The following is a 21,246-nucleotide window of genomic DNA, read 5'->3' as shown; positions in this document are numbered from 1 at the left end:
GCTGACTGCATCGCTGGCAAGGTCCAGCGTATGCAGCACCTGTGGGAGCTGGCCTTGCCAGCGATGGGCTGCAAAGCAGCCCCTGGAATCGTCAGACACAAAAAAGCCCCGCCAGCGTGAGCCAGCGGGGCAAAAGGCCGGTCAGAAACCAACCAAAGGAGCTATTGAATCAGTTCACCGCCGCCACGCTCTCGGCCTGCCAGCCACCACCGAGGGCCTTGTAGATGGCGACAATGCCGCGGTACAGGTCGACTTCACCCTGGGCCTGGGCGTCTTCGGCGCTCAGGCGTTCGCGTTCGGCGTCGAGCAGCACCAGGTAATCGACCGTACCTTCACGGTAGCGAATCGAAGCCAGCTCCGCCGCCTTGCGGCTGGCTTCGCTCTGGCGCAGCAGGGCCAGCAGGCGTTGCTGACGTTTGCTGTAGTCGCTGAAGGCGTTTTCCGACTCCTCCAGGGCCAGCAGCACCTGCTGTTCATAGTTGGCCAGCGCACCCTCGGCATCGGCATTGGCGCCGCGCAAACGGGCGCGCACGCTGCCCAGGTCAAAGGCCGCCCAGGTAATGCTCGGGCCCAGGGCCCAGGCTTTGGCGGCTGACGAGCCCAGTTGCGAACCGCGCCCGGCGGTAAAGCCCAGGAAGCCGCTGAGGCTGACCCGTGGGAACAGGTCGGCCGTGGCCACGCCGATGTTGGCGGTGGCGGCGGCCAGTTGGCGTTCGGCGCTGCGGATATCCGGGCGGCGCTTGAGCAGCTCGCCCGGGTCACCCACCGGCAGCGCTTTGGCAATGGCCGGCAGTTGCGCCGGTGACAGGTCCACCGCCAGGGTGTCCGGGCGCTGGCCGAGCAGGGTGGCGATGCGGTTGCGCGCCCGCACCTGTTCGGCCTGCAGTTGCGGCACGCTGGCTTCGACCGCCGCCAGGCGGGCATCGGCACGCACCACGTCAAGGTCGTTGCCGACCCCGGCGTCGCGCAGGGTTTCGGTAATGCCACGCGAATCCTGCTGGGTCTTGAGGTTGGCCAGGGCGATCTTCTCGCGCAACTGTGCACCGCGTAGCTGGCCGTAGGCGTCGACCAGCTCGGCGATCAGGCTGACCTGCAACTGCTGCAGGTCGGCCTGGGCGGCATCCTGCTCGGCTTCGCTGGCTTCCAGCTGGCGCTGGATACGGCCGAACAGGTCCAGTTCCCAGGCCATGTCCAGGCCCAGGTCGTAGCGTTCGCTGTTGACCCGGTCCTCGGTCTGGCCGGGGACCTGGCCCTTGCCCAGGTCGGCGCTGGCACGGCTGGTCACGGTTGGCAGGGCGTCGTTGCTGACGTCGTCACGGATCGCCCGCGCCGCTTTCAGGCGGGCGAAGGCCACGCGCAGTTCACGGTTGCCGTCCAGCGACTGGCTGACCAGCTTGTTGAGTACCGGGTCGTCGAACTGCTTCCACCAGATGCTTTCGAAGCGGCTGCGGTCGAACGACGCCTTGGCGCTCGGTTCATTGGCCGCGCTCAACTGCGCCGCCGCGGTGTCCGGCGCCTGGTAGTCCGGGCCTACCGCACAGGCGGCCAGGGCCAGGACCAACAGGCTCGGCATAAAGAGTTTCAGATTGCGGTTCATGCATGACTCTCCAGCTTCAGCGCACGCGCCGCTTTGCGGGCCTCGCTGCGTTCCACGTAACGGCGGATCAGGACAAAGAACACCGGCGTCAGCAGCAGACCGAAGAAGGTCACCCCGATCATCCCGGAGAACACCGCCACACCCATGGCATGACGCATTTCGGCACCGGCACCGGAAGAGAACACCAGCGGCACCACACCCATGATGAAGGCGATCGAGGTCATCAGGATCGGCCGCAGACGCAGGCGGCAGGCTTCCAGTACCGCGGCCAGCGGGTCGAGGCCTTCGGCCTGTTTGTCCTTGGCGAACTCGACGATCAGGATGGCGTTCTTGCACGCCAGCCCCACCAGTACGATCAAGCCGATCTGGGTGAAGATGTTGTTGTCGCCACCGGACAGGATCACCCCGGTGATCGCCGACAGCAGGGTCATCGGCACGATCAGGATCACCGCCAGCGGCAGGCTCCAGCTTTCGTACTGGGCGGCCAGCACCAGGAAGGCCAGCAGCACGCAGAGCGGGAAGACGAACAGCGCGGTGTTACCGGCGAGGATCTGCTGGTAGGTAAGCTCCGTCCATTCGAAGGTCATGCCGTTGGGCAGTTCTTCCTTGAGCAGCTTCTCGATGGCCTTTTCCGCTTGCCCGGAACTGTAGCCGGGCGCTGCGGCACCATTGATCTCGGCGGTGATGAAGCCGTTGTAGTGCATGACACGGTCCGGCCCCGAGGTGTCACTGACCTTGATGAAGGTCGCCAGCGGGATCATCTCGCCCTGGTTGTTGCGCACCTTGAGCTGGCCGATCTGCTCGGCTTCGAGGCGGAACTGCTGCTCGGCCTGGACGTTGACCTGGTAGGTGCGGCCAAAGCGGTTGAAGTCGTTGGCGTACAACGAACCCAGGTAGATCTGCAGGGTGTCGAAGATATCGCTGATGGCGACACCGTGGGTCTTGGCCTTCTCGCGGTCGATGGCGGCATCGACCTGTGGCACGTTGACCTGGTAGCTGGTGAACAGCCCGGCCAGTTCCGGCACGTTGTGGCTCTTGGCGATGATGTTCTGGGTTTCCTTGTACAGCGCTTCATAACCCAGGTTGCCACGGTCTTCGATCTGCAGGCGGAAACCACCGATGGTGCCCAGGCCCTGTACCGGCGGCGGCGGGAAGATCGCAATGTAGGCGTCTTCGATGTCGGCGAACTGCGCGTTCAGTGCGGCGGCAATCGCGGCGGCCGACTGGCTCGGGTCCTTGCGCTCATCGAACGGCTTGAGCGGGGTGAACACGATGCCGCTGTTCGGGCTGTTGGTGAAGCCGTTGATCGACAGGCCCGGGAAGGCCACCGAGTCGGCTACGCCGGGTTGCTTGAGGGCGATCTCGCTCATCTTCTTGATCACCGCTTCCGTGCGGTCGAGGCTGGCGGCATCCGGCAGTTGCGCGAAGGCCACCAGGTACTGCTTGTCTTGCGCCGGGACGAAACCGGTCGGCGTCGAGGAGAAGCCCAGCCAGGTCATGATGATCAGGCCGCCATAGACGAACAGGGCGATGCCGCTGCTGCGGATGACCCGGCCGACCGCGCCGACGTAGCCATGGCTGGCACGGTCGAAGAAGCGGTTGAACGGGCCGAACAGCCAGCCACCGAGCAGGCGTTCGAGTACTTTCGAGAAGCGGTCCTTCGGTGCGTGATGCTCCTTGAGCAGTACCGCGGCCAGGGCCGGCGACAGGGTCAGGGAGTTGAAGGCCGAGATCACCGTCGAAATGGCGATGGTCAGGGCGAACTGCTTGTAGAACTGCCCGGTAAGGCCGGAAATGAACGCTGCCGGCACGAACACCGCGCACAGCACCAGCGCCGTGGCGATGATCGGCCCGGTCACTTCGCTCATGGCCTTTTGCGTGGCTTCCAGGGGCTTGAGGCCCAGGCCGATGTTACGTTCGACGTTCTCCACCACAACGATGGCGTCGTCGACCACGATCCCGATGGCCAGTACCAGGCCGAACAGCGACAGGGCGTTGAGCGAGAAGCCGAACAGGTGCATGACCGCGAAGGTACCGATCAAGGATACCGGCACGGCCACCAACGGGATGATCGAGGCGCGCCAGGTCTGCAGGAACAGGATGACCACCAGCACCACCAGGATCAGCGCCTCGAACAGGGTATGCACCACCGCTTCGATCGAGCCGCGGACGAACACCGTCGGGTCATAGACGATGCTGTAGTCCATGCCTTCGGGGAAGTCCTTCTTCAGCTCGGCCATTTTCCCCCGGACCTCGTCGGAGATCTCGATGGCGTTGGAGCCAGGACGCTGGAAGATCGGGATGGCCACCGCCGGCTGGTTGTTCAGCAGCGAACGCAGGGCGTACTGGCTGGAGCCGAGCTCGACCCGGGCAATGTCTTTCAGGCGAGTGATTTCGCCATCGGCACCCGAGCGAATGATGATGTTCTCGAACTCTTCCTCACTGACCAGGCGGCCCTGGGTGTTGACCGACAGCTGGAAGCTGGTGGCCCCTGGCGCAGGCGGCGCACCCAGTTGGCCGGCAGCCACCTGGCGGTTCTGCTCGCGAATGGCCGCAACCACGTCGCTGGCGGTCAGGTTGCGCGAGGCGGTCTTGTTCGGGTCGAGCCAGACCCGCAGCGAGTAGTCGCCCATGCCGAACAGCTGCACGTCACCGACACCGCCCAGGCGGGCCAGTTCGTCCTTGATGTTAAGGATGGCGTAGTTGGACAGGTAGAGCATGTCGTAACGGTTGTCCGGCGAGGTCAGGTGCACGACCATGGTCAGGTCGGGCGAGGCCTTGTCGACGGTGATACCGATGCGCGTCACTTCCTCGGGCAGCTTGGGCTGGGTGCGGGTCACGCGGTTCTGCACCTGCACCTGGGCGTTGTCCAGGTCAGTGCCCAGGGCAAAGGTGATGGTCAGGGTCAGCTTGCCGTCGGCGGTGGACTGCGAGGACATGTAGAGCATGTTCTCCACCCCGGTAATCGCCTGCTCAAGCGGCGCGGCGACGGTCTCGCCGATCACTTTGGGGTTGGCGCCGGGGAAGTTGGCGCGCACCACCACGGTGGGCGGCACCACTTCCGGGTATTCGCTGATCGGCAGCTGGAACAGCGAGATGCTGCCGGCGATCAGGATCAGCAGCGACAGCACCGCGGCGAAAATCGGCCGGGTAATAAAAAACTTGGAAAAATTCATCGGACTGATCCCTTAACCGCGCGGTGCCGAGGCACTGGCGAGTTTTACGCTGGGGTTGACCACGACCTTGCCCTGGGTGCTGGCTTCGAGTGCCTGACGTTGTTGGGCGAGGGCGGCGATGGTTGCGTCACTGGCCATTGGCGTGTCCTGCGGGTCGACCGGCGAGCCCGGGCGTACCCGTTGCAGGCCCTTGACCACGATGCGGTCATCCTTGCTCAGGCCGTTGCGCACAATGCGCAGGCCTTCGAGCTTCGGCCCCAGCTCCACGGCGCGGTAGGCGGCCTTGTTGTCCTTGTCCATGACCAGCACGAACTTCTTGCCAAGGTCGGTACCCACCGCTTCATCGTTGATCAGCACCGCCGAGTAGGTGGCGCTGCCGACCAGCTTCAGGCGCGCATACAGGCCCGGGGTGAACTGGCCATCTGTGTTGTCGAACACCGCGCGGCCACGGATGGTGCCGGTCTTGGGGTTGACCTGGTTGTCGACGAAGTTCATCTGCCCCAGGTGCGGGTTGCCGCTTTCGTTGGACAGGCCCAGGTACACCGGGGTGCTCTGGCCGCGCTGGCCATCGCGCGCCAGCTGGGTGTACTTGAGGTACACGCGCTCGTCGGCGTCGAAGTAGGCGTAGACCTTGTCGGTGGAGACCACGCTGGTCAGCGGCGTCACGTCGGCAGTGACGATGTTGCCGGCAGTGAACTGGGCACGACTGACCCGGCCGCTGATCGGCGCGGTCACGCGGGTAAAGCTCAGGTTCAGGCGGGCCAGGTCGAGCTGGGCCTGGATTGCGGCGACTCCGGCGCGGGCTTCGGCGGCGGCGCTGGTGCGCGATTCGGCAAGCTCGGCGGAAATCGCGTTGCTGCTGCGCAGGCGCTCGCCACGTTGGGCTTCGTTTTCACTGCGGATGGCGGTGGCGCGGGCTTGTTGCAGTTGGGCTTCGAGGCGGCGGACCTCAGCCTGGAACGGACGTGGGTCGATCTGGAACAACAGATCGCCTTTTTTCACCTGGGCGCCTTCGGTGAAGGCCACCTGGTCGATCTGCCCGGAGACGCGCGGGCGCACCTCGACGGTTTCCGGCGCTTCCAGGCGGCCGGTGAACTCGTCCCATTCGTTGATCGGTTGTTCCAGAACCTTGGCCACGCTGACCTTGGTCGCTGCCGGTGCCTGCACGGCCTCCGGGGTGCGACCGCAGGCACTCATCACCACTACAGCCAATAGAGCAAGGGGGTAACGCAAAGGTTTGAGTGACTGTTCCATGGGGAGTCCGCCAATTTATTGATAGTGGGCGGATTCTGCGATCTGGAACTATTAACGACGAATCGAATGGGGCGAAGGTTATTATCATTGGGAATGATATGAGGGCATCTGGCCTCATCGCGGGTCAAGCCCGCTCCTACAGGCCTGCATCAATCCTGTGGGAGCGGGCTTGACCCGCGATTGAAATTACAGCGACCGCAAAAACGCTCGCAACGCCCGGCGATCCTCAGCCAGCAGCGCCTTGAACCGCTCCCGCGCCACAGCCCCTTCACCGCCATGCCACAACACCGCCTCCTCAAGCGTACGCGCGCGGCCGTCATGCAGGTAGCCGGCGCCAGGGTTGATCCGCTCGATCAGCCCCAGCCCCCACAGCGGCGGGGTACGCCACTCGCGGCCGGTGGCCAGGTAATCGTCACGACCATCGGCCAGGCCTGGGCCCATGTCATGCAGCAACAGGTCGCTGTAGGGCTCGATCTGGCGCGCTGACAACAGCGGGTACAGCGGATGCTGCCCTGTGCTCAGGTGCGGGCGGTGGCACTGGGTGCATCCCGCTTCATTGAACAGCCGCTCGCCACGCTGCACCTCGGGATTGTCCAGGCCTCGCCGCGGCGGTGGCGCCAGATGCGCGAGGTAGAAGTGCATGCCAGCGGACATGCGCCCGGCCTTCACCGGCCACACCGGGAATCCCCGACTCGTTGAGCTGATCGCCATAGGCCGGATGCGGCAGTGGCCCGCCATGGACGTCGCGCCCGGGCAGCGAGAGGCGGACCAGCAGCGTGCGCAGCGGTTCGTGTTCGCTGGCAGGTGCCTGCCCGCGACCATTTTTCGGGTGGCAGGCAATGCAACTGATGCGGTTGTACAACGGCCCCAGGCCATCGACCGCTTCGTCCCGCGAGGGGGTGATCACCCAGGCCTGGCGGAACAGGCTGCGGCCGTGGAAGAAACGCTCCCGTTGCTGCGGGTCATCCAGGCCTGGCAAGGGTTGGGCGAAGGCCTCACGGTTGATGGCGGCAGGCTCGGCGCTTGCGTTCAGGCTCAGCAGTGCGCCAAACAGCAGCCAGAGACCGCAGCGCTTCACAGGCCCATGGCCGCAAGCAGGCGCTCGGCTTGCGCCTGTTGCCTGGCGCTATGGAACTGCCAGGCGATTTCCTCACGGCCCAGCGCATCCTGATCGCTGACCGGCTGGCGCAGCATGCCGTGATCCTGGCGTTGGCCAAACAGCGCCAGCAGCGTGGCTGAGGTGGCTTGATCCTCGTCGATGGGCGGCACGCTGAGGAACTCGCGCACGGCGGTCAGGTCACGGCCCTGGGCTTCACCGGCATGCACCCGCGCCCACAAGGCGCTGAGTTGCTCATGGGGCTGGCCGAGCCATTGCTCAAACAGTGAGGTGATCAGCGCCAGGCGTTCGCGCGAACTGTCGTTCGCGTAGGCATAGCTACCTTGGCGTGCAGCGGCAAAGGGGTCGTGATAATCCGCCGGCAGTTGCGCATAGACGCCGGGGCGCACCGGCAGTTTGCGAATGTCCGGATCGGCCAGCAGGGTTTGCCCCTCGGGCGACAACACAAAGCGCACGAAGGCCCTGGCGCCCTCGACCTGCTTGGCGGTCCGGGTGATGGCGATATGCGCCGGGTTGAGGCCGCCATGGGTGGGATAGACGAACTCGACCGGCTGGCCGTTGCTGACCGCCGAGGCAACGAAGAAGTCGATCGACACCCCCACCACCGAGCGCCCGCTGGCCACCTCGTCACTGACCAGGGCGCCGCCGCGGCTGACCAGCCGCGATTGCCCGGCGAGCTCGCTCCACAGTGCCCAGCCTTTATCCCAGCCGTAGGCCTGCAGAACGATGTCCAGCAGCACCGGGGCAAAGCCGACCTGGGCCGGGTCGGGCAGGGCGATGCGCCCGCGCAGGCGGGCATCGAGCAGGTCCGGCCAGTCCCGCGGGGCGCGCAGGCCCAGCGAGTGCAATTCGCCCGGGTTGATGGCAAAGCCGTAACCGGCGAGTTCCGTGGCCTGGTAGCACGCATCGCGATCGCGCAGGGCGATGCCACCCAGGCGTGGCGGCAAACCTTGCAGGTCGACACCCAGCGGCTGCCAGCCAGCATCCTTGGCCAATCGGCTGAAGTTGCCCGGTGACGGCGCCCAGTACACATCGACACCGCCTTGATCCGCTTGACGCAAATAGGGCAGGGCATCGAAGCCCTGGCGCCAGAGGATCTGCAGGCGATAGCCGGGGTTGGCGCGCTCGAAGGCCGCTTCGAAGCGCGTCATCATCTCCTCGGGGTAGCTGGTCAACACCACCACCGGTTGCGGCGCTGCGGCTTGTGAGCTGGCCGAGCCCAGCACCAGCGCCAGCAGCCAGGCCTTACAGCGGCACATTGAACTGTACGAAGTAGTTGCGGCCAATTTCCGGATACCCCTCGCTGTATGCATAAAGACGGTCGAACAGGTTGCGCACGCCCGCCTCGATGCGCAGGTCATTGCTGAAGCGGTAGCCGCTCTTGAGGTTGTACACCGCGTAACCGCCGCTCATCTGGCTGCCATCGGACAGGTTGTAGCGCCGCGACGCGGCTTCGACGCCGGCGGTGTGGCGCCAGGCATCGAGGTTCAGGCTGGCCGAGGCGAACAGGTTGTGGCGCGGTGTGTCGATCGGGTGCAACTCGGGGTTGCTGCGGTTTTCGCGATCGAGGTAGGTGTAGCTGGTGTTCAATTCCCAGTTGCCCAGGTCACCGCGCAGGCCCAGTTCAACGCCCTGGTTACGCGCCTTGGCGATGTTCTGGTATTGCCCGCACGGTGCAGCGCAACCGGCTACCGGGGCGACGGTGACCTGCTGGATGGAATCTTCGATGTTACTGACGAACAGCGCCGCATCCAGGGCCCAGTGCGCCGCCAGCGCACCGCTGTAGCCCAGCTCGTAATGGGTGGCGCGTTCGGATTTCAGGTCGGGGCTGGGGATGACCGTGCCAAAACGCGTCGAGTAGCGATCCTTGATGGTCGCAAAGCGGCTCTTGCGCGCCACGGTCAGGCGCACCTGGCCGTTGTGATCGATGTTCAGCAGCGGGCCGGTGTTCATGAACAGGCCCAACTGGCTGTTGAGCGCATCATCGCTGCCGGTGGGTTCGTCATACAGGGTCTTGACCCTCGGCGACGCGGCGTTGGTGCCGAAGTTCTCGGCCTCCAGGCTTTTGCGGTAGTTGTACGAGACGCCGCCGACCACGCTGAAAATCTCGTTCAGGCGCAGGGTGTCTTCCAGGGCGATGGACTGGGTCTGGTCGCGAAAGTGCGTTTGCGGGTCGCTGCCATCGTGGGAGCGGTGCAGGTCTTCCTTGAAGTGATAGGCGATGCCCAGGCGATTGCTTTGGCTCAGGGCCAGGTCGCCTTCGACCGAGAAGCCGGTGGACTCATCGTCGTACTTGCTCGGAAAACCCGGCTGCATCGCGCCAGGGTTGCCGTTGTTGTAGACGAAGCTTTCCAGCGAGTTCTTGAAGGTGTCGCGGTACACCCGGGTTTTCAGGCCGTGCTCGCCGAAGCGGGTGTTGGTGGCCAGGAACAGGCTGGTCTTGTCCCATTGCGGCCACTCCCACCAGCGTTTGCGTTGGCCGCTTGCCGGCAGGTCGCCGGCGTAGGGTGGCTGGCCCTTGCGGCCTGCCTGCTGGACATAGCCGAGCACGTACTCGTCGGTGTCGTTGGGGGTAAAACCGAGCTTGAAGCTGAACTTGCCGTCACGTTTGTTGCTGTTTTCGCGGCGGCCGTTGCCTTGCTGATTGTTGCTCGGCTCGAAGTCGTCCGGCAGCATCGTGTAGTCATAGTCAACATAGGACACGCCGCCCTGCATCCACCAGGCACCCTGGTTGGAGCCGAGGTTGGCATAGCTGCGGTAGGCGTTGACGTTGCCGTGGTCGGTCAGCTCCAGGCCGCCGCCCACTTCACCTTCGAAGGCCTCGGTGGGCCGCCGGGTAATCAGGTTGATCGCACCGCCCAGGGTGTTTGGGCCGTACAGCAATGAGGCAAAGCCCTTGGCCACCTCGATGCGCGACAGGTCGTAGGTGGTGAAGCGGCCCAGGTCGATATTGCCGTCGTAGGGTACGTAGGTGGGGATGCCGTCGATATAGACCGGTACCTGCAGACGGTCAAAACCACGCACGTACACCACCTGCTCGGCGCGCCCGCCCATGTAGGCGAGGTTCACCCCGGGCGCCAGGGCCAGGGCGCGGTCGACGGTTTCACGGTCGTGCAGGCGCATGTCTTCGAGCTCGACGACGCTGCTGCCGGTTGCCAGGGCATCATCCTGCGGGGCGCCAATCTGGATTTCGCCGAGACTGAAGGTTTTTTTCTGCTCTGCCAGGGCGGCCTGGGCACTGATGGCAGCCAGGGCGAGCAGCAGGGTAGGCGGGGCGAACGGCTTCATGGCGCTCCTTTATCGGTATCGTTATATATTTTGTTATATAGCGCATGGCGCAAAACGGCCGACGGCTCCCTCCCCGGAGCAGTCAGGTCGTATCGGTCAAGCAGGCACGCGCATCGGCAGAACGCCGCAGATACTAGAGGCAGGCGTGGAAATTGACAACGCTATATAAAAATTAATATAGCGCTTTGCTCATAGGCTGGGTTCGGCTAGCGCTTGCACTCGGCCAGCACCACCTTGCAGGTCGCCGGCAGGCCGCCCGAGCGCCCGGCATAGCGCATGCAGTTGTTCATGGATTTTTGCCGGGCGATCTGCAAGGTCGCGCCCCAGGCCAGCCCGCCTTCACCCGCGCTGGGCACGGCTTTGGCGTGGCAGTTGGACCCTGCGTTGGCGGCCTGGTAGGAGGCTTTGGGTTTGCTCGAGCAGCCGGGCAGCAGCGCCAGGCAGAGGGCGAGCAGGCAGGTGGTGAAAGCGGTGCTGTTCATATCAAAGGCTGTCCGGACCGCCGAAGAGGGCTGTACCCGGGTGTGCCCCGGTGCTGATCAATTATAGGCAGTGGGCAACAATGTTTGTCGGGTATTTTGAGCGCAAAGCGTTCGGCCTGAGAGAGCAGGGTAGACCTGCCCCCAGTGTGTTGCATTCACCGGTTGAATCCACAGCTCAAAGCGGACGGTCGAACGCGTACGTTCCTCGATGGCTATTGCAAAGGCTGGATTGCAGCGCTCCGAGTACCGGCGAACGCACTTGTGCCAAGCCAGCGCCACAAGTTTTGCGCATCCTGCACAGCGCCGTCCACACGCAGCTCTTGCGACTGAAGAACCTCCCTTGGTGTACGGTCGCCAGTCCACACCTCGGTCAATGCACGCACGCTAGAGTCCACGACGAGCGTGAGTTCGCGTCCGGGGTCGTCGCGGCACAGATCTGCCACACCATGTTCGACCACCAGCCACCACGCTTGCTCGCCGGACCGCGCGTCGCGGAACCTGAAGTGAATGACCACCGGTCGGGACGGGAACATCTCGATGCGCGCGAACCGGCGCACGTCCCACATGAGCAGGCCGGCGTCGAGCTCGTCATCGCGAAGACGACTACCTATCCAACGGGCGCCCCAATGGCCTAGCGCCATTATGATGGGGCGCAATGCCTCGCCTGCCTCGGTCAGGCTGTACTCCCAGACTTTGCCTGTGGCTGTGCGATGTACGACACCGATATCTTCCAAGTGGCGCAGCCGCTGTGCCAGCAAGCTGGTGGACATCCGTGGTACGCCGCGGTGCAGTTCATTGAAGCGCTTGCTGCCGCATAGCAGCTCGCGCACGACCAAAGGTGTCCAGCGCTCGCACAGTGCTTCAGCGCCGCGCGCGACCGTGCAGAACTGACCGTAGCTTTCGTCCATCGCCTGTACTCCGCAACTACAACGCTTCAGATTCTGAACTAGCCTCGCGACTGCGCCAGGTGCACGCTGAAACCTGCGAAAGCCACCGCCCGAGGAGAACGCCATGACCATGATAGCCATCATTCAGCGGCCGCCCGTGCTGCTCGATCGCAGCGCGACGATCGCTCGAGCCGTGCAATCAGTTGCTGAGGCTGCGGCGGCCGGAGCCGCGTTGATTGTTTTACCCGAATCGTTCATTCCAGGTTACCCGTCGTGGATCTGGCGGCTGGCGGCGGGAAAGGACGGGGCCTTGATGGGGCAGTTGCACACGCGTCTGCTGGCCAACGCCGTTGATATCGCCAACGGTGACCTGAACGAATTGTGCGAGGCCGCCAGCGCCCATGCCGTGACCATCGTATGCGGCATCAATGAATGCGAGCGGCGTAATGGCGGCGGCACGCTCTACAACAGCGTAGTCGTTATCGGTGCGAACGGCGAAGTACTCAACCGGCATCGCAAGCTGATGCCCACGAACCCCGAGCGCATGGTCCATGGTTTCGGTGATGCGTCCGGGTTGCGTACGGTCGATACACCCGTCGGGCGCATTGGTACGCTCATCTGCTGGGAAAACTACATGCCCTTGGCGCGCTATACATTGTATGCCCAAGGCGTGGAAATCTACGTCGCGCCCACGTACGACGCCGGCGAGGGCTGGATCAGCACGATGCGTCACATTGCACTCGAAGGTCGATGCTGGGTGCTCGGCAGTGGCACCGCGTTGCGCGGCAGTGACATTCCTGATGACTTTCCGGCGCGCATGCAACTGTTTCCCGATCCGCAAGAGTGGATCAACGACGGCGACTCGGTGGTGGTCAACCCGCAAGGCCGGATCACAGCCGGTCCATTACACCGAGAGGCGGGCATTCTGTATGCAGACATCGACGTGTCACTCGTGGCGCCAGCGCGGCGGACGCTTGACGTCACCGGGCACTATGCGCGCCCTGACATTTTCCAATTGCAGGTGCGCCGCGCGCCGGCGACAGCGGTGCGCTTCATCGACGGATGAAGCCAACCGCCCCCCCCCTGGCGGTCCATTCCAACCTCAGCGATGTGTGTAACAACTGATCAAGGAGTCATGTCATGAGCATTCAAAAGTCTTACAAGGGCAGTTGTTTTTGCGGCGCAGTCGAGTTCACCGTCAGCGGTGAGCCAGCGGCAATGGGCTATTGCCATTGCGAGTCGTGCCGACATTGGTCAGCAGCGCCGGTCAATGCCTTCACGCTGTGGAAACCCGAGGCGGTGCAAGTAACGCGGGGGGCTGACAACATTGGCACCTACAACAAGACACCGCAGAGTTCTCGCAAATGGTGCAAGCGTTGCGGCGGGCATATTTTCACCGAACACCCGGGGATGGGGCTCATCGACGTGTATGCCGCAGTCATCCCGGATTTCGCGTATTCGCCAGGCGTTCACGTCCACTATCAGGAGACCAGGCTGCGGATCAAAGACGGGTTGCCCAAACTGAGGGATGTCCCTAGCGAATTAGGGGGATCGGGCGTCAGCGTGGACGAATAGCGCTGGTACCGTCACGGACTTCAGTAGACCCGGTTTTATAGACGCTGCGACGGGTCGTTAAGGGTCGTTTGCTGCCTGTTGCGAAGGGCAGTAAACGGCCAAATGCGGTCGTTCAGTAAAAAGTGAGAAATTTCCAATAGGTGTTTTTATCGCAATAGACTTAACCCGTTCTTAGCGTCCGAGTGAGGGCGGCCCATAAAGTTCGGTTTCCCAGTCTTCAAAAGGTGGCGTCACTTTGAAAGATGGGTCGCAGTAGGATCTTAGGTAGTCAGTCGCTCTCCTTTGGGCGTGGGTGAAATTGAGTACATTGCCTTCATTGTCCATCTCTATCACGTTCGCAAATATCGCGAACACCATCTCAATTGCACTTGGCTCTGACCCATAAATATCCAGGTACTCCACGTTTTTTAGCATGTAGTGGGTACCACTTGCCATGAAGTACGCAAACGTTCGGAGTGCCCCGCTGAAGTCATTACTTAGCTTTTCCATGTCAATTTTCCGTAGCCAATATTCTGGTTTGATTGAGGGGCGAGTTCTATCCCGTCCCGAGCGAAAAAAATGGTTTGTACCGTTAACCAGGTTCTAAGAATACACAACAGTACCAGGCGGCAATTTTATACCGCGCAGAGAGCGGTAACAGACCCCATTCCCGTACACAAGGCCCGCATCCAGGGCTTGAGCTTTAACCACTAACGTTCGCAGCTTGTGTATAAGCCGAGATAGCCGCCCCCTGAATAACAGCGGTTGAATCGGCCGCCGTGGTTGCCTGGGATACTGAACTTCACCTAGATATTCCCGCCAGCTTGTGGGACGCCGATACAGCTGCATTTCGAAGTTGTTCAGAATTTCCAAAGCGTTATTTAGATCGTCACTTCTGAGGCAGAATTTTACGTTTATTGACGTAATGCTCATCCCTGCATCTCTTTGAGCATATCGTTCAAAAGCAGGTGCTATCAGGTAAAAATAACCAGACGAATGAAAGCAATCAGATCTGAAAACAATTTGGTCTTGAGGGTCTAGCTGCCACAATTGCTCTGTTTTTTTCGAGGTATATAAACCGATGATGTGATGCATGTGACAATCCTGATTACTGACATGCTTATTGGTGACGGCAAGCACAATAACTTGCGAGGACTTAGCATAGCAGGCCCATGCCATCCATTTGCCACGGCTTTGTCCGCTTCTGGCAGTGGATTCAACCGGTCGACGCTGTCAGCTATGGGTCGAGAGCCGTCTGTCGCGAACGGCTGCTATTGACCCATCTGGCCGGCGTTACCCCTTGGTCAGATCAACCAGCGGCGTCTGCCGCACCTCGGTTTCGCGCCCACCCTGGATCTCGCCCACCTGTTTCAAGGCCTTGTCCACAGCCGCCTTATCCGTCAATAAGCTGTAGCTGATGTGGAACTGCCTGTGTTCCTTCGGCCCGATTGTCGGCACCAGGTTCAGTGGCCGCTGGTAACGGCGGTTGTAGGAAAAACTCGTTCCTGGCTCCAGCCCTGTGACATAGCCCTGGCCTTGGGTATCGGTATTTTTCCACAGGGAAAACACGGGCAGTGTCCGAGTATTGAAACCGACTGAAACGCCCAGGCTGCCTGCCTTGTTATACAACACGGCCAACGTATCGCCCTTGGCATCGGCATACGGCACCACGTTATACACCGTTTCATCATAGTCCTTGGTGGGTGCGCGGTAGACTTGCCAGTCGGGCAGATCGCCCCTGGCCTTGTCGTTGAACGGCGACACCTGTTTTACCGGCGCGGCGAAACGAGCGTCCTGTTCCAGGAGCGGGGTGCTGAAGTTGCTGTGATACAGCGCCTGGTATTCCTTCGGATAGTCGCCGTTGTTGGTTAGGGTGTCGTTGAGGGTGAACCCCACGCTGCCGGGTTCGGTGACCACTTCGGTAGCGACGGAGAAGTCGACCTTCTTGAATACCTGCTCTTTCAGTTCGCCACGCAAGGTGATGGCGTACGGTGGTTTCTCATCGATGTGCAGGGTGACTTTGTTCGCAGGAATGTTGGCGGCCCGGCCGTGCAGGGTCAGCAGTTCGCCGTTGTCGACGCCGGGGTGGCCGACCCATTCGTAACCGCAGCGGGCGACCAGCTCGTTGAAACCTTCCAGCCAGCCTAGACCATTGCGCCCATTGAGTTCGATGAAGGACGGGTTGACCACTTCCTTGACCGGCGAATCCCAGCCCATGCGCACATTACCGACCGAGGCCTGCAAGACGTTCATTCCGCGAGTCGGCACGACCGAAAGTTTCATCGTACCGTTATCGATGTCGACAATGCTGACACCCTCCTGCCGACCTCCGTGCAAGGTGCGCAGGGTAACGCTGAAGGGCTTATCGGTTTTTACGCCAAGTAGCTGGCTAGTGATCTGCCAGTGCTGGGCGGCTTTGTCGGTGTCGAGCAGGACGTAATCCCAGGCCATGGCGTGGGAGGCCGCGGACAGGGCGCTGAGAGCAACGAAGAGTTTGAGGGGGGACATGGCAGCAGCCTTTCTTGGAGTTGTGCCTTTTTATAGACTTGCAGAAACGTTTCAGCAAGCTGAATAAGTGAGGCTTCCGGCAAATGTCAGGAATCATTTGGAGATCAACTACGCCAGAAATCTTCGGCGCATTTGTTGGCCAGCGCAGCCTGCGGCAGCGATTACGGTACACAGGTTGCTTGACCGCTTTGGGTCGTTAGCTGTCGTTTGCGAGTGATGCTTTCGATCCAAAGCTGCCCCAAAAACGATTTTAGATAACCCAGCCTCACGATGTTACTGCCCGTCAAAGACGATGAACTTCAATCTGGAGCCCCTCACCCTCATCCGGGGCGCGAAAGTAGCTAGTGATCAGATCGAACTCCGCGTCAGTCGCCGCAAACTCATGTTCGGCGCGGTTGTTGCGAAGATGCAACCTGTCTCGACAGGTGTCATCGTCCACCTCGATGTAATGGACACAATGAGAAACCTCGGCTGCATCAGCCAAGTCACGCAACCATTGTCGATCTTGAGGAGTATTAGCGGGAAAATCCAAAACCACAGTCACGCCAGCCTTCAGGACATCGATGACGAGCGGGCCCAGTACTTCCCGCATCTGGCGTGCAAGGCGCACATAATCGGTCACTGACTTGATCTGATCAGGGTAAAGCCGTGAGAGCCAATGATCCTCACTCAGCAGGATTGCGGATCGTTCGGCTGCCAAGCTTTTGGCCAGCGTTGATTTGCCGGAAGCAATCTTGCCTGACATGAGATGAAGCACTGGTTTGGTCATGGGGACGTCTCCTTGTCGAACCCCGATGATGCTTATTGAAAAGTGTCGAAGCAACAACCGAGCCGACATTCAGGAGCGAGTTGGTTCTTTATACGCAATGAGTTCTCCATCACACGCTCACGTGTCGAGACGCTCGGTACGGCTGACAGCGACCTGCCGCCCGCGCTCCAGGTCGACTCCCGCCAGGATCAGCAGACCGACGACGAAATAGCTGCCAGTAATCAGCATCGCCAGGCGGTGATCGCCTGCGGACAGCCAACTGGTCAGGCCGTAAGTCATCGGGCCGAGGATTGCCGACAGTTTGACCGCCAGCCCCCAGAGGCCGAAGAACTCCGCCAGCCGTGTCGGCGGCGCAAGCAGGCCGACTATTGCCCGTCCGGCCGATTGGCTGGCGCCCATGCACAGACCGGCAAGGTTGGCGGCCAGCCAGAACAGCCCGGGGCCGCGCGCGACCCAGACCAGAGCGACCATGCCCAGCCAGCCCAGCAGGGTCAGCGCCAGGGTGGCGCGATGACCGAGGCGGTCCTGCAGCCAACCGAACAGCACTGCACCGATGGAGGCCGTGATATTCACCACCAGTATCAGCAGCAGCGTGTCTTGGGTACTGAAGCCCATGACCTGATTGGCATAGATGGCAGCCAGGGTGATCACGGCCGAGATACCGGCCTGGTAGCAGACCGTGCAGGCAAGAAAGCGCAGCAGGTCGCGATAGCGCCCGGCTTCGCGTAGCGTCTGCGCGAAGCGCGCCAGCACCGCTTGCGCGACAGGCATGTCGCCGCACACGGGCTGCGGCTGGCTGCGTTCGCGCAGGAACAGGAAGGTCGGCAGGCTGGCGACGGCGAACAAGGACGCGGTGATCAGCATGCACACCGGCACGAACTGCGCCGCAGTCTGGCCCTGTGCCTGGGCCCAGCTGACGAAGGCCAGGCAGGCGCCCAGGCTGAACAGGCCACCGATATAGCCGAATCCCCAGCCCCAGCCGGACACCTTGCCCAAGGCCTCCACACGGGCGAGTTCGGGCAGGAAGGCGGCGATCAGGTTTTCGCCGCTGCCGAAACAGAAGTTGGATAGCACGATGAAAAGGATCGCGACACCGAGTTCCCCGGGTCCTGCCAGCGCGAGTCCAGCGGTAAATACGACACAACCGACGGTACTGAACAGCAGCAGGCGTTTCTTGCAGGCGAAGGCGTCGGCATAGGCGCCAACCAGCGGCGCGCTCAGGATGATCAGGGCGTAAGAGAGGGCTATGGCGCTGGTCCAGGCCAGCGTACCCCAGGCTTCGCCTTTGGCGACCACGGCGACGAAGTAGGCGTTGAACACGGCGGTGATCCCCACCGTCGTGTAGCCGGAGTTGGCGAAATCAAACATCGCCCAGGCCCAGATTTCTCGGCGTGTCACTCCAGGGGCAAGGCTGGCTGGCATGGCGATCCCTCTACAGGGCTGTGGCGAGGGTAAAGCCCTCGCCACAGGTGCAATGTTCGTCTCAACGTCCTTAACCGACTGGTATTGAGCCTAGCCCTGGCCCACCCTTCCTGCGAGCGTATAATGGCAATTGGCAAGGATTTACACGCAGAGTTTCCTGTCATGAGGGGCCGCCGATGTCTCGTCCGCCTCCAGACCCCCGCGCCGTTCCCCATTACGATGGGGGCGCGGAAAAATTGCTCGAAATTGTCCAGCGCACCGTGGTCGAGCTGCACCCGCAAGCGGCAGAAGGGGTGCACGTTACCTTGCACAGCGTGCTGGACCGGGACCTGGGCGTCGACAGCCTGGCTCGAGTCGAACTGTGGTCACGTATCGAGCACGAATTCGGTGTGCGTTTGCCAGAACACCTGTTCGCCTCGGCGGACACCCCCGCCGATGTACTGCGCGTGCTGCACAGCAGTCATGGCGCCGAGGCCGTCCGTCCGTTGCCCGCCAGTGACGCTAGCGAAGCCCTGACAGCAACAGGGCAGACGCCGGACGCCGCGCGGACCCTGATCGAGGTACTGGACTGGCATGTGCGTCATCAGCCGCAGCATCTCCACGTACGCCTGCTAGGTGAAGGTGACCAGCAGGAAGCGATCAGCTATGGCGCCTTGCACCAGGGCGCCCTGGCCGTTGCCGCAGGGCTGCAACGCAGTGGCTTGCGGGCCGGTCAGACCGTGGCCCTGATGCTGCCCACAGGCCGCGACTTTCTCCAGGGTTTTCTCGGCATCCTGTTGGCCGGTGGGGTGCCGGTGCCCATCTACCCACCGCTGCGCCTGTCGCAGATAGAGGAGCATCTGCGCCGCCAGGCCGGCATCCTGCACAACGCCGAGGCCAAAGTGCTGATTACCGTGACGCAAGCGAAGCTGCTCGCCCGCCTGCTCCGGCCGCAGGTCCCGAGCCTGGTCCGTATCGCCAGCGTGGCCGAGTTGACGGGCGAGGGGGGCGAGTGTGTCACACCGTTGCGGCAACCGGATGACATCGCCTTCCTGCAGTACACCTCGGGTAGCACTGGCCAGCCCAAGGGCGTGATGGTCAGCCATGCCAATCTGCTGGCCAATCTGCGCGCCATGGGCAGGGCGCTGAAGGTGGGCCCGCAGGACGTGTTCGTCAGCTGGCTGCCCATGTACCACGACATGGGCTTGATCGGTGCCTGGCTGGGCAGCCTGTATTACGGCTACAACCTGGTGCTGATGTCACCGCTGGCTTTCCTGGCACGGCCGGAGCGTTGGCTAAGGGCCATCGATAGCTTGCGCGGCACCTTGTCGGCGGCGCCCAATTTCGCCTACGAACTGTGCCTGAACAAACTCGCTGACAGTGACCTTGAGGGCCTGAACCTGAGCAGTTGGCGGCTGGCCTTCAACGGTGCCGAACCGGTCAGCCCGGATACCTTGCAGCGCTTTACCGAGCGCTTCGTACGCTACGGCCTGGCGCCCACTGCGTTGACGCCTGTCTATGGGCTGGCCGAGGCCACCTTGGGCGTAGCCTTTCCTCCCCTGGGCCGAGGGCCGCTGATCGACCGGGTGCAGCGAGAGGCGTTCCAGACCCGTGGCACTGCACTGCCCGCCGAAGCGGACGCCAGCGCAACGCTGCGCTTTGTCTCCAGCGGCCGGCCGTTGCCGGGGCATCAGATTCGTATCGTCGATGGTCGCGGGGTCGAGCTCCCCGAGCGCAGCGAAGGTCACCTGCAATTCACTGGGCCATCTACCACCGCAGGCTATTACCGTAACCCCGAAGAGACCCGCCGGGTGTTGCGCGATGGCTGGATCGACTCGCTCGACTTCGCCTACATGGCCGCTGGTGAGGTCTACCTGACCGGCCGCGCCAAGGATCTGATCATTCGGGCCGGGCGCAACATCTACCCCTACGATGTCGAAGCGGCGGTCGGCAACTTGCCCGGTCTGCGCAAAGGCTGCATTGCGGTGTTCGGCAGTCCTGACCCGGCCACCGGCACTGAGCGCCTGGTGGTGTTGGCCGAAAGCTACGAGAAGGAAGCTGCCGCGCGGCAACGCCTGCAGCAGGAGGTCAACCGCATCGTGGTCGACCTCACCGGGGTGTCGCCCGACGATATCGTGCTGGCACCGCCGCATAGCGTACTGAAAACCTCCAGCGGCAAGATTCGCCGTGCTGCCAGTCGCGAACTGTATGAGCGCGGTGAAGTAGGCCGGCCACACCTCGCTGTGTGGCGCCAGCTGCTGCGCCTGGTGCTGCAGGCCGTACGCGGGCATTTCCGTCGCAGCTGGCGGAGCGGCCGCACGGCGCTATATGCCGCTTACATCTGGCTGCTGTTCTGGTTGGTCACCCCACTGACCTGGCTGGGCGTCGCGCTCCTGCCGCGCCAGCGTTGGTGCCGCAGCTTTACCCGCGCGGCCGCACGGCTGTTCGTGTGGTTGACGGGTGTGCCGTTCAGCGTCACAGGGCTGGAGCACCTGCCTGAGTCTGGGGCGAGCGTGCTGGCGGTAAACCATGCCAGCTACCTCGACGGCGTCATGCTCTGCGCGGCCCTGCCGCCGCGATTCAGCTTCGTTGCCAAGCGCGAACTGGCTGGACAGTGGATCGCCGGCCGGTTCCTGCGCAAGCTCGGTGCCCGCTTCGTCGAACGCTTCGACCTGCAGCGCAGCGCCGCGGACACCGGGCACCTGGCCGAGGCGCTAGAGGCTGGCCAGCCGCTGGTGTTCTTCCCCGAGGGAACCTTCACCCGCGAGCCAGGCTTGCGAACGTTCCACATGGGTGCCTTCGTGCTCGCCGCGCGTACCGGCGTGCCGCTGCTGCCGGTCGCAATCCGCGGCACGCGCCGGGTGCTGCGCGACGGTCAGTGGTTCCCGCGTTACGGTGCAATTCACGTCAACGTCTGCTCGCCGCTGTTGGCGCAAGGGCCGGACTGGACGGCGGCAATCAAGCTGCGGGACACGACGATAGCGATGCTGCTAGAGCATCTGGATGAATCGGAACGCGCCCAGCGCGCTGGATAGGCGACTACTGTGCTGTCGTCGTCTGTCCAGGGCCGGTTATAGCGTGGCACACGTCAACAGCGAAACTGGATTGGATCAATCATCACCGACACGAGCTGACCTGGGCGGCTGCAGGTGCCGAGCAATAGCACACTCCAACACCCTGGCCACCACCTGAGCAGGTCCGATGACCTTGCGG

At 62.6% G+C, this 21,246-nt stretch carries 16 protein-coding genes; 3 read left to right on the top strand and 13 right to left on the bottom strand.

What is annotated here, in order from left to right; genetic code table 11:
* Positions 1-169: 169 nt before the first annotated feature.
* The 9 genes from UW3_RS0116330 to UW3_RS0116290 all read right to left on the bottom strand — a co-directional run bounded on the left by UW3_RS0116330 (position 170) and on the right by UW3_RS0116290 (position 11,822).
* On the bottom strand, positions 170-1,597 hold the full coding sequence (locus UW3_RS0116330; protein ID WP_010223591.1) for an efflux transporter outer membrane subunit: 1,428 nt from the start codon (positions 1,595-1,597) through the stop codon (positions 170-172).
* Positions 1,594-4,773 carry an efflux RND transporter permease subunit gene (locus UW3_RS0116325; RefSeq protein ID WP_010223590.1) on the bottom strand — a complete coding sequence of 1,060 codons (3,180 nt, stop codon included), beginning with the start codon at positions 4,771-4,773 and terminating at the stop codon, positions 1,594-1,596. The genes UW3_RS0116330 and UW3_RS0116325 overlap by 4 nt, the downstream gene beginning before the upstream one ends.
* Before the next feature lie 12 nt (positions 4,774-4,785).
* The gene (gene mexE / locus UW3_RS0116320; protein ID WP_010223589.1) at positions 4,786-6,027 is read right to left on the bottom strand and encodes a multidrug efflux RND transporter periplasmic adaptor subunit MexE; all 1,242 of its coding nucleotides are present in this window, start codon (positions 6,025-6,027) and stop codon (positions 4,786-4,788) included.
* Between the two features lie 186 nt (positions 6,028-6,213).
* Entirely contained in the window at positions 6,214-6,669 is a 456-nt protein-coding gene (locus UW3_RS29670; protein WP_237716760.1) for a di-heme oxidoredictase family protein, read from the bottom strand.
* Positions 6,581-7,105, bottom strand: a complete 525-nt coding sequence (locus UW3_RS29665; RefSeq protein WP_026001362.1) for a di-heme oxidoredictase family protein — start codon at positions 7,103-7,105, stop codon at positions 6,581-6,583. The genes UW3_RS29670 and UW3_RS29665 overlap by 89 nt, the downstream gene beginning before the upstream one ends.
* Positions 7,102-8,403 carry an ABC transporter substrate-binding protein gene (locus UW3_RS0116305; protein ID WP_010223588.1) on the bottom strand — a complete coding sequence of 434 codons (1,302 nt, stop codon included), beginning with the start codon at positions 8,401-8,403 and terminating at the stop codon, positions 7,102-7,104. The genes UW3_RS29665 and UW3_RS0116305 overlap by 4 nt, the downstream gene beginning before the upstream one ends.
* A complete protein-coding gene (locus tag UW3_RS0116300; RefSeq protein WP_010223587.1) occupies positions 8,390-10,432 on the bottom strand; it encodes a TonB-dependent receptor plug domain-containing protein in 2,043 nt (680 codons plus the stop codon). The genes UW3_RS0116305 and UW3_RS0116300 overlap by 14 nt, the downstream gene beginning before the upstream one ends.
* Positions 10,433-10,638: 206 nt before the next feature.
* A complete protein-coding gene (locus tag UW3_RS0116295) occupies positions 10,639-10,914 on the bottom strand; it encodes a hypothetical protein (RefSeq protein ID WP_010223586.1) in 276 nt (91 codons plus the stop codon).
* Positions 10,915-11,126: 212 nt separating this feature from the next.
* A complete protein-coding gene (locus UW3_RS0116290) occupies positions 11,127-11,822 on the bottom strand; it encodes a winged helix-turn-helix transcriptional regulator (protein ID WP_026001361.1) in 696 nt (231 codons plus the stop codon).
* Positions 11,823-11,925: 103 nt separating this feature from the next.
* Here UW3_RS0116290 and UW3_RS0116285 point away from each other — a divergent pair, with 103 nt between their 5' ends.
* Complete coding sequence (locus UW3_RS0116285) at positions 11,926-12,867, top strand: carbon-nitrogen hydrolase family protein (RefSeq protein WP_026001360.1); 942 nt, start codon at positions 11,926-11,928, stop codon at positions 12,865-12,867.
* Between the two features lie 74 nt (positions 12,868-12,941).
* A complete protein-coding gene (locus UW3_RS0116280; RefSeq protein WP_010223583.1) occupies positions 12,942-13,376 on the top strand; it encodes a GFA family protein in 435 nt (144 codons plus the stop codon).
* Positions 13,377-13,547: 171 nt separating this feature from the next.
* Here the strand turns inward: UW3_RS0116280 and UW3_RS0116275 are convergent, their stop codons facing one another.
* The 4 genes from UW3_RS0116275 to UW3_RS0116260 all read right to left on the bottom strand — a co-directional run bounded on the left by UW3_RS0116275 (position 13,548) and on the right by UW3_RS0116260 (position 18,054).
* A complete protein-coding gene (locus tag UW3_RS0116275; RefSeq protein WP_010223582.1) occupies positions 13,548-13,865 on the bottom strand; it encodes a DUF7677 family protein in 318 nt (105 codons plus the stop codon).
* Positions 13,866-14,648: 783 nt separating this feature from the next.
* Positions 14,649-15,863, bottom strand: coding sequence for an aldose 1-epimerase family protein (locus UW3_RS0116270; RefSeq protein ID WP_010223581.1), 1,215 nt, complete (start codon positions 15,861-15,863; stop codon positions 14,649-14,651).
* A gap of 283 nt (positions 15,864-16,146) precedes the next feature.
* The gene (locus UW3_RS0116265) at positions 16,147-16,632 is read right to left on the bottom strand and encodes a P-loop nucleotide/nucleoside kinase family protein (RefSeq protein WP_010223580.1); all 486 of its coding nucleotides are present in this window, start codon (positions 16,630-16,632) and stop codon (positions 16,147-16,149) included.
* 117 nt (positions 16,633-16,749) lie between these two features.
* On the bottom strand, positions 16,750-18,054 hold the full coding sequence (locus tag UW3_RS0116260) for an MFS transporter (protein WP_026001359.1): 1,305 nt from the start codon (positions 18,052-18,054) through the stop codon (positions 16,750-16,752).
* Positions 18,055-18,230: 176 nt separating this feature from the next.
* Here UW3_RS0116260 and UW3_RS0116255 point away from each other — a divergent pair, with 176 nt between their 5' ends.
* Positions 18,231-21,068 carry an AMP-binding protein gene (locus UW3_RS0116255; protein WP_036995749.1) on the top strand — a complete coding sequence of 946 codons (2,838 nt, stop codon included), beginning with the start codon at positions 18,231-18,233 and terminating at the stop codon, positions 21,066-21,068.
* The last annotated feature ends 178 nt before the right edge of the window (positions 21,069-21,246 follow it).

The organism is Pseudomonas donghuensis, from assembly GCF_000259195.1.
Lineage (GTDB): Bacteria > Pseudomonadota > Gammaproteobacteria > Pseudomonadales > Pseudomonadaceae > Aquipseudomonas > Aquipseudomonas donghuensis.
Note: the sequence above shows the minus strand (reverse complement) of the source record. Positions and strands in the feature narration are given on the sequence as shown.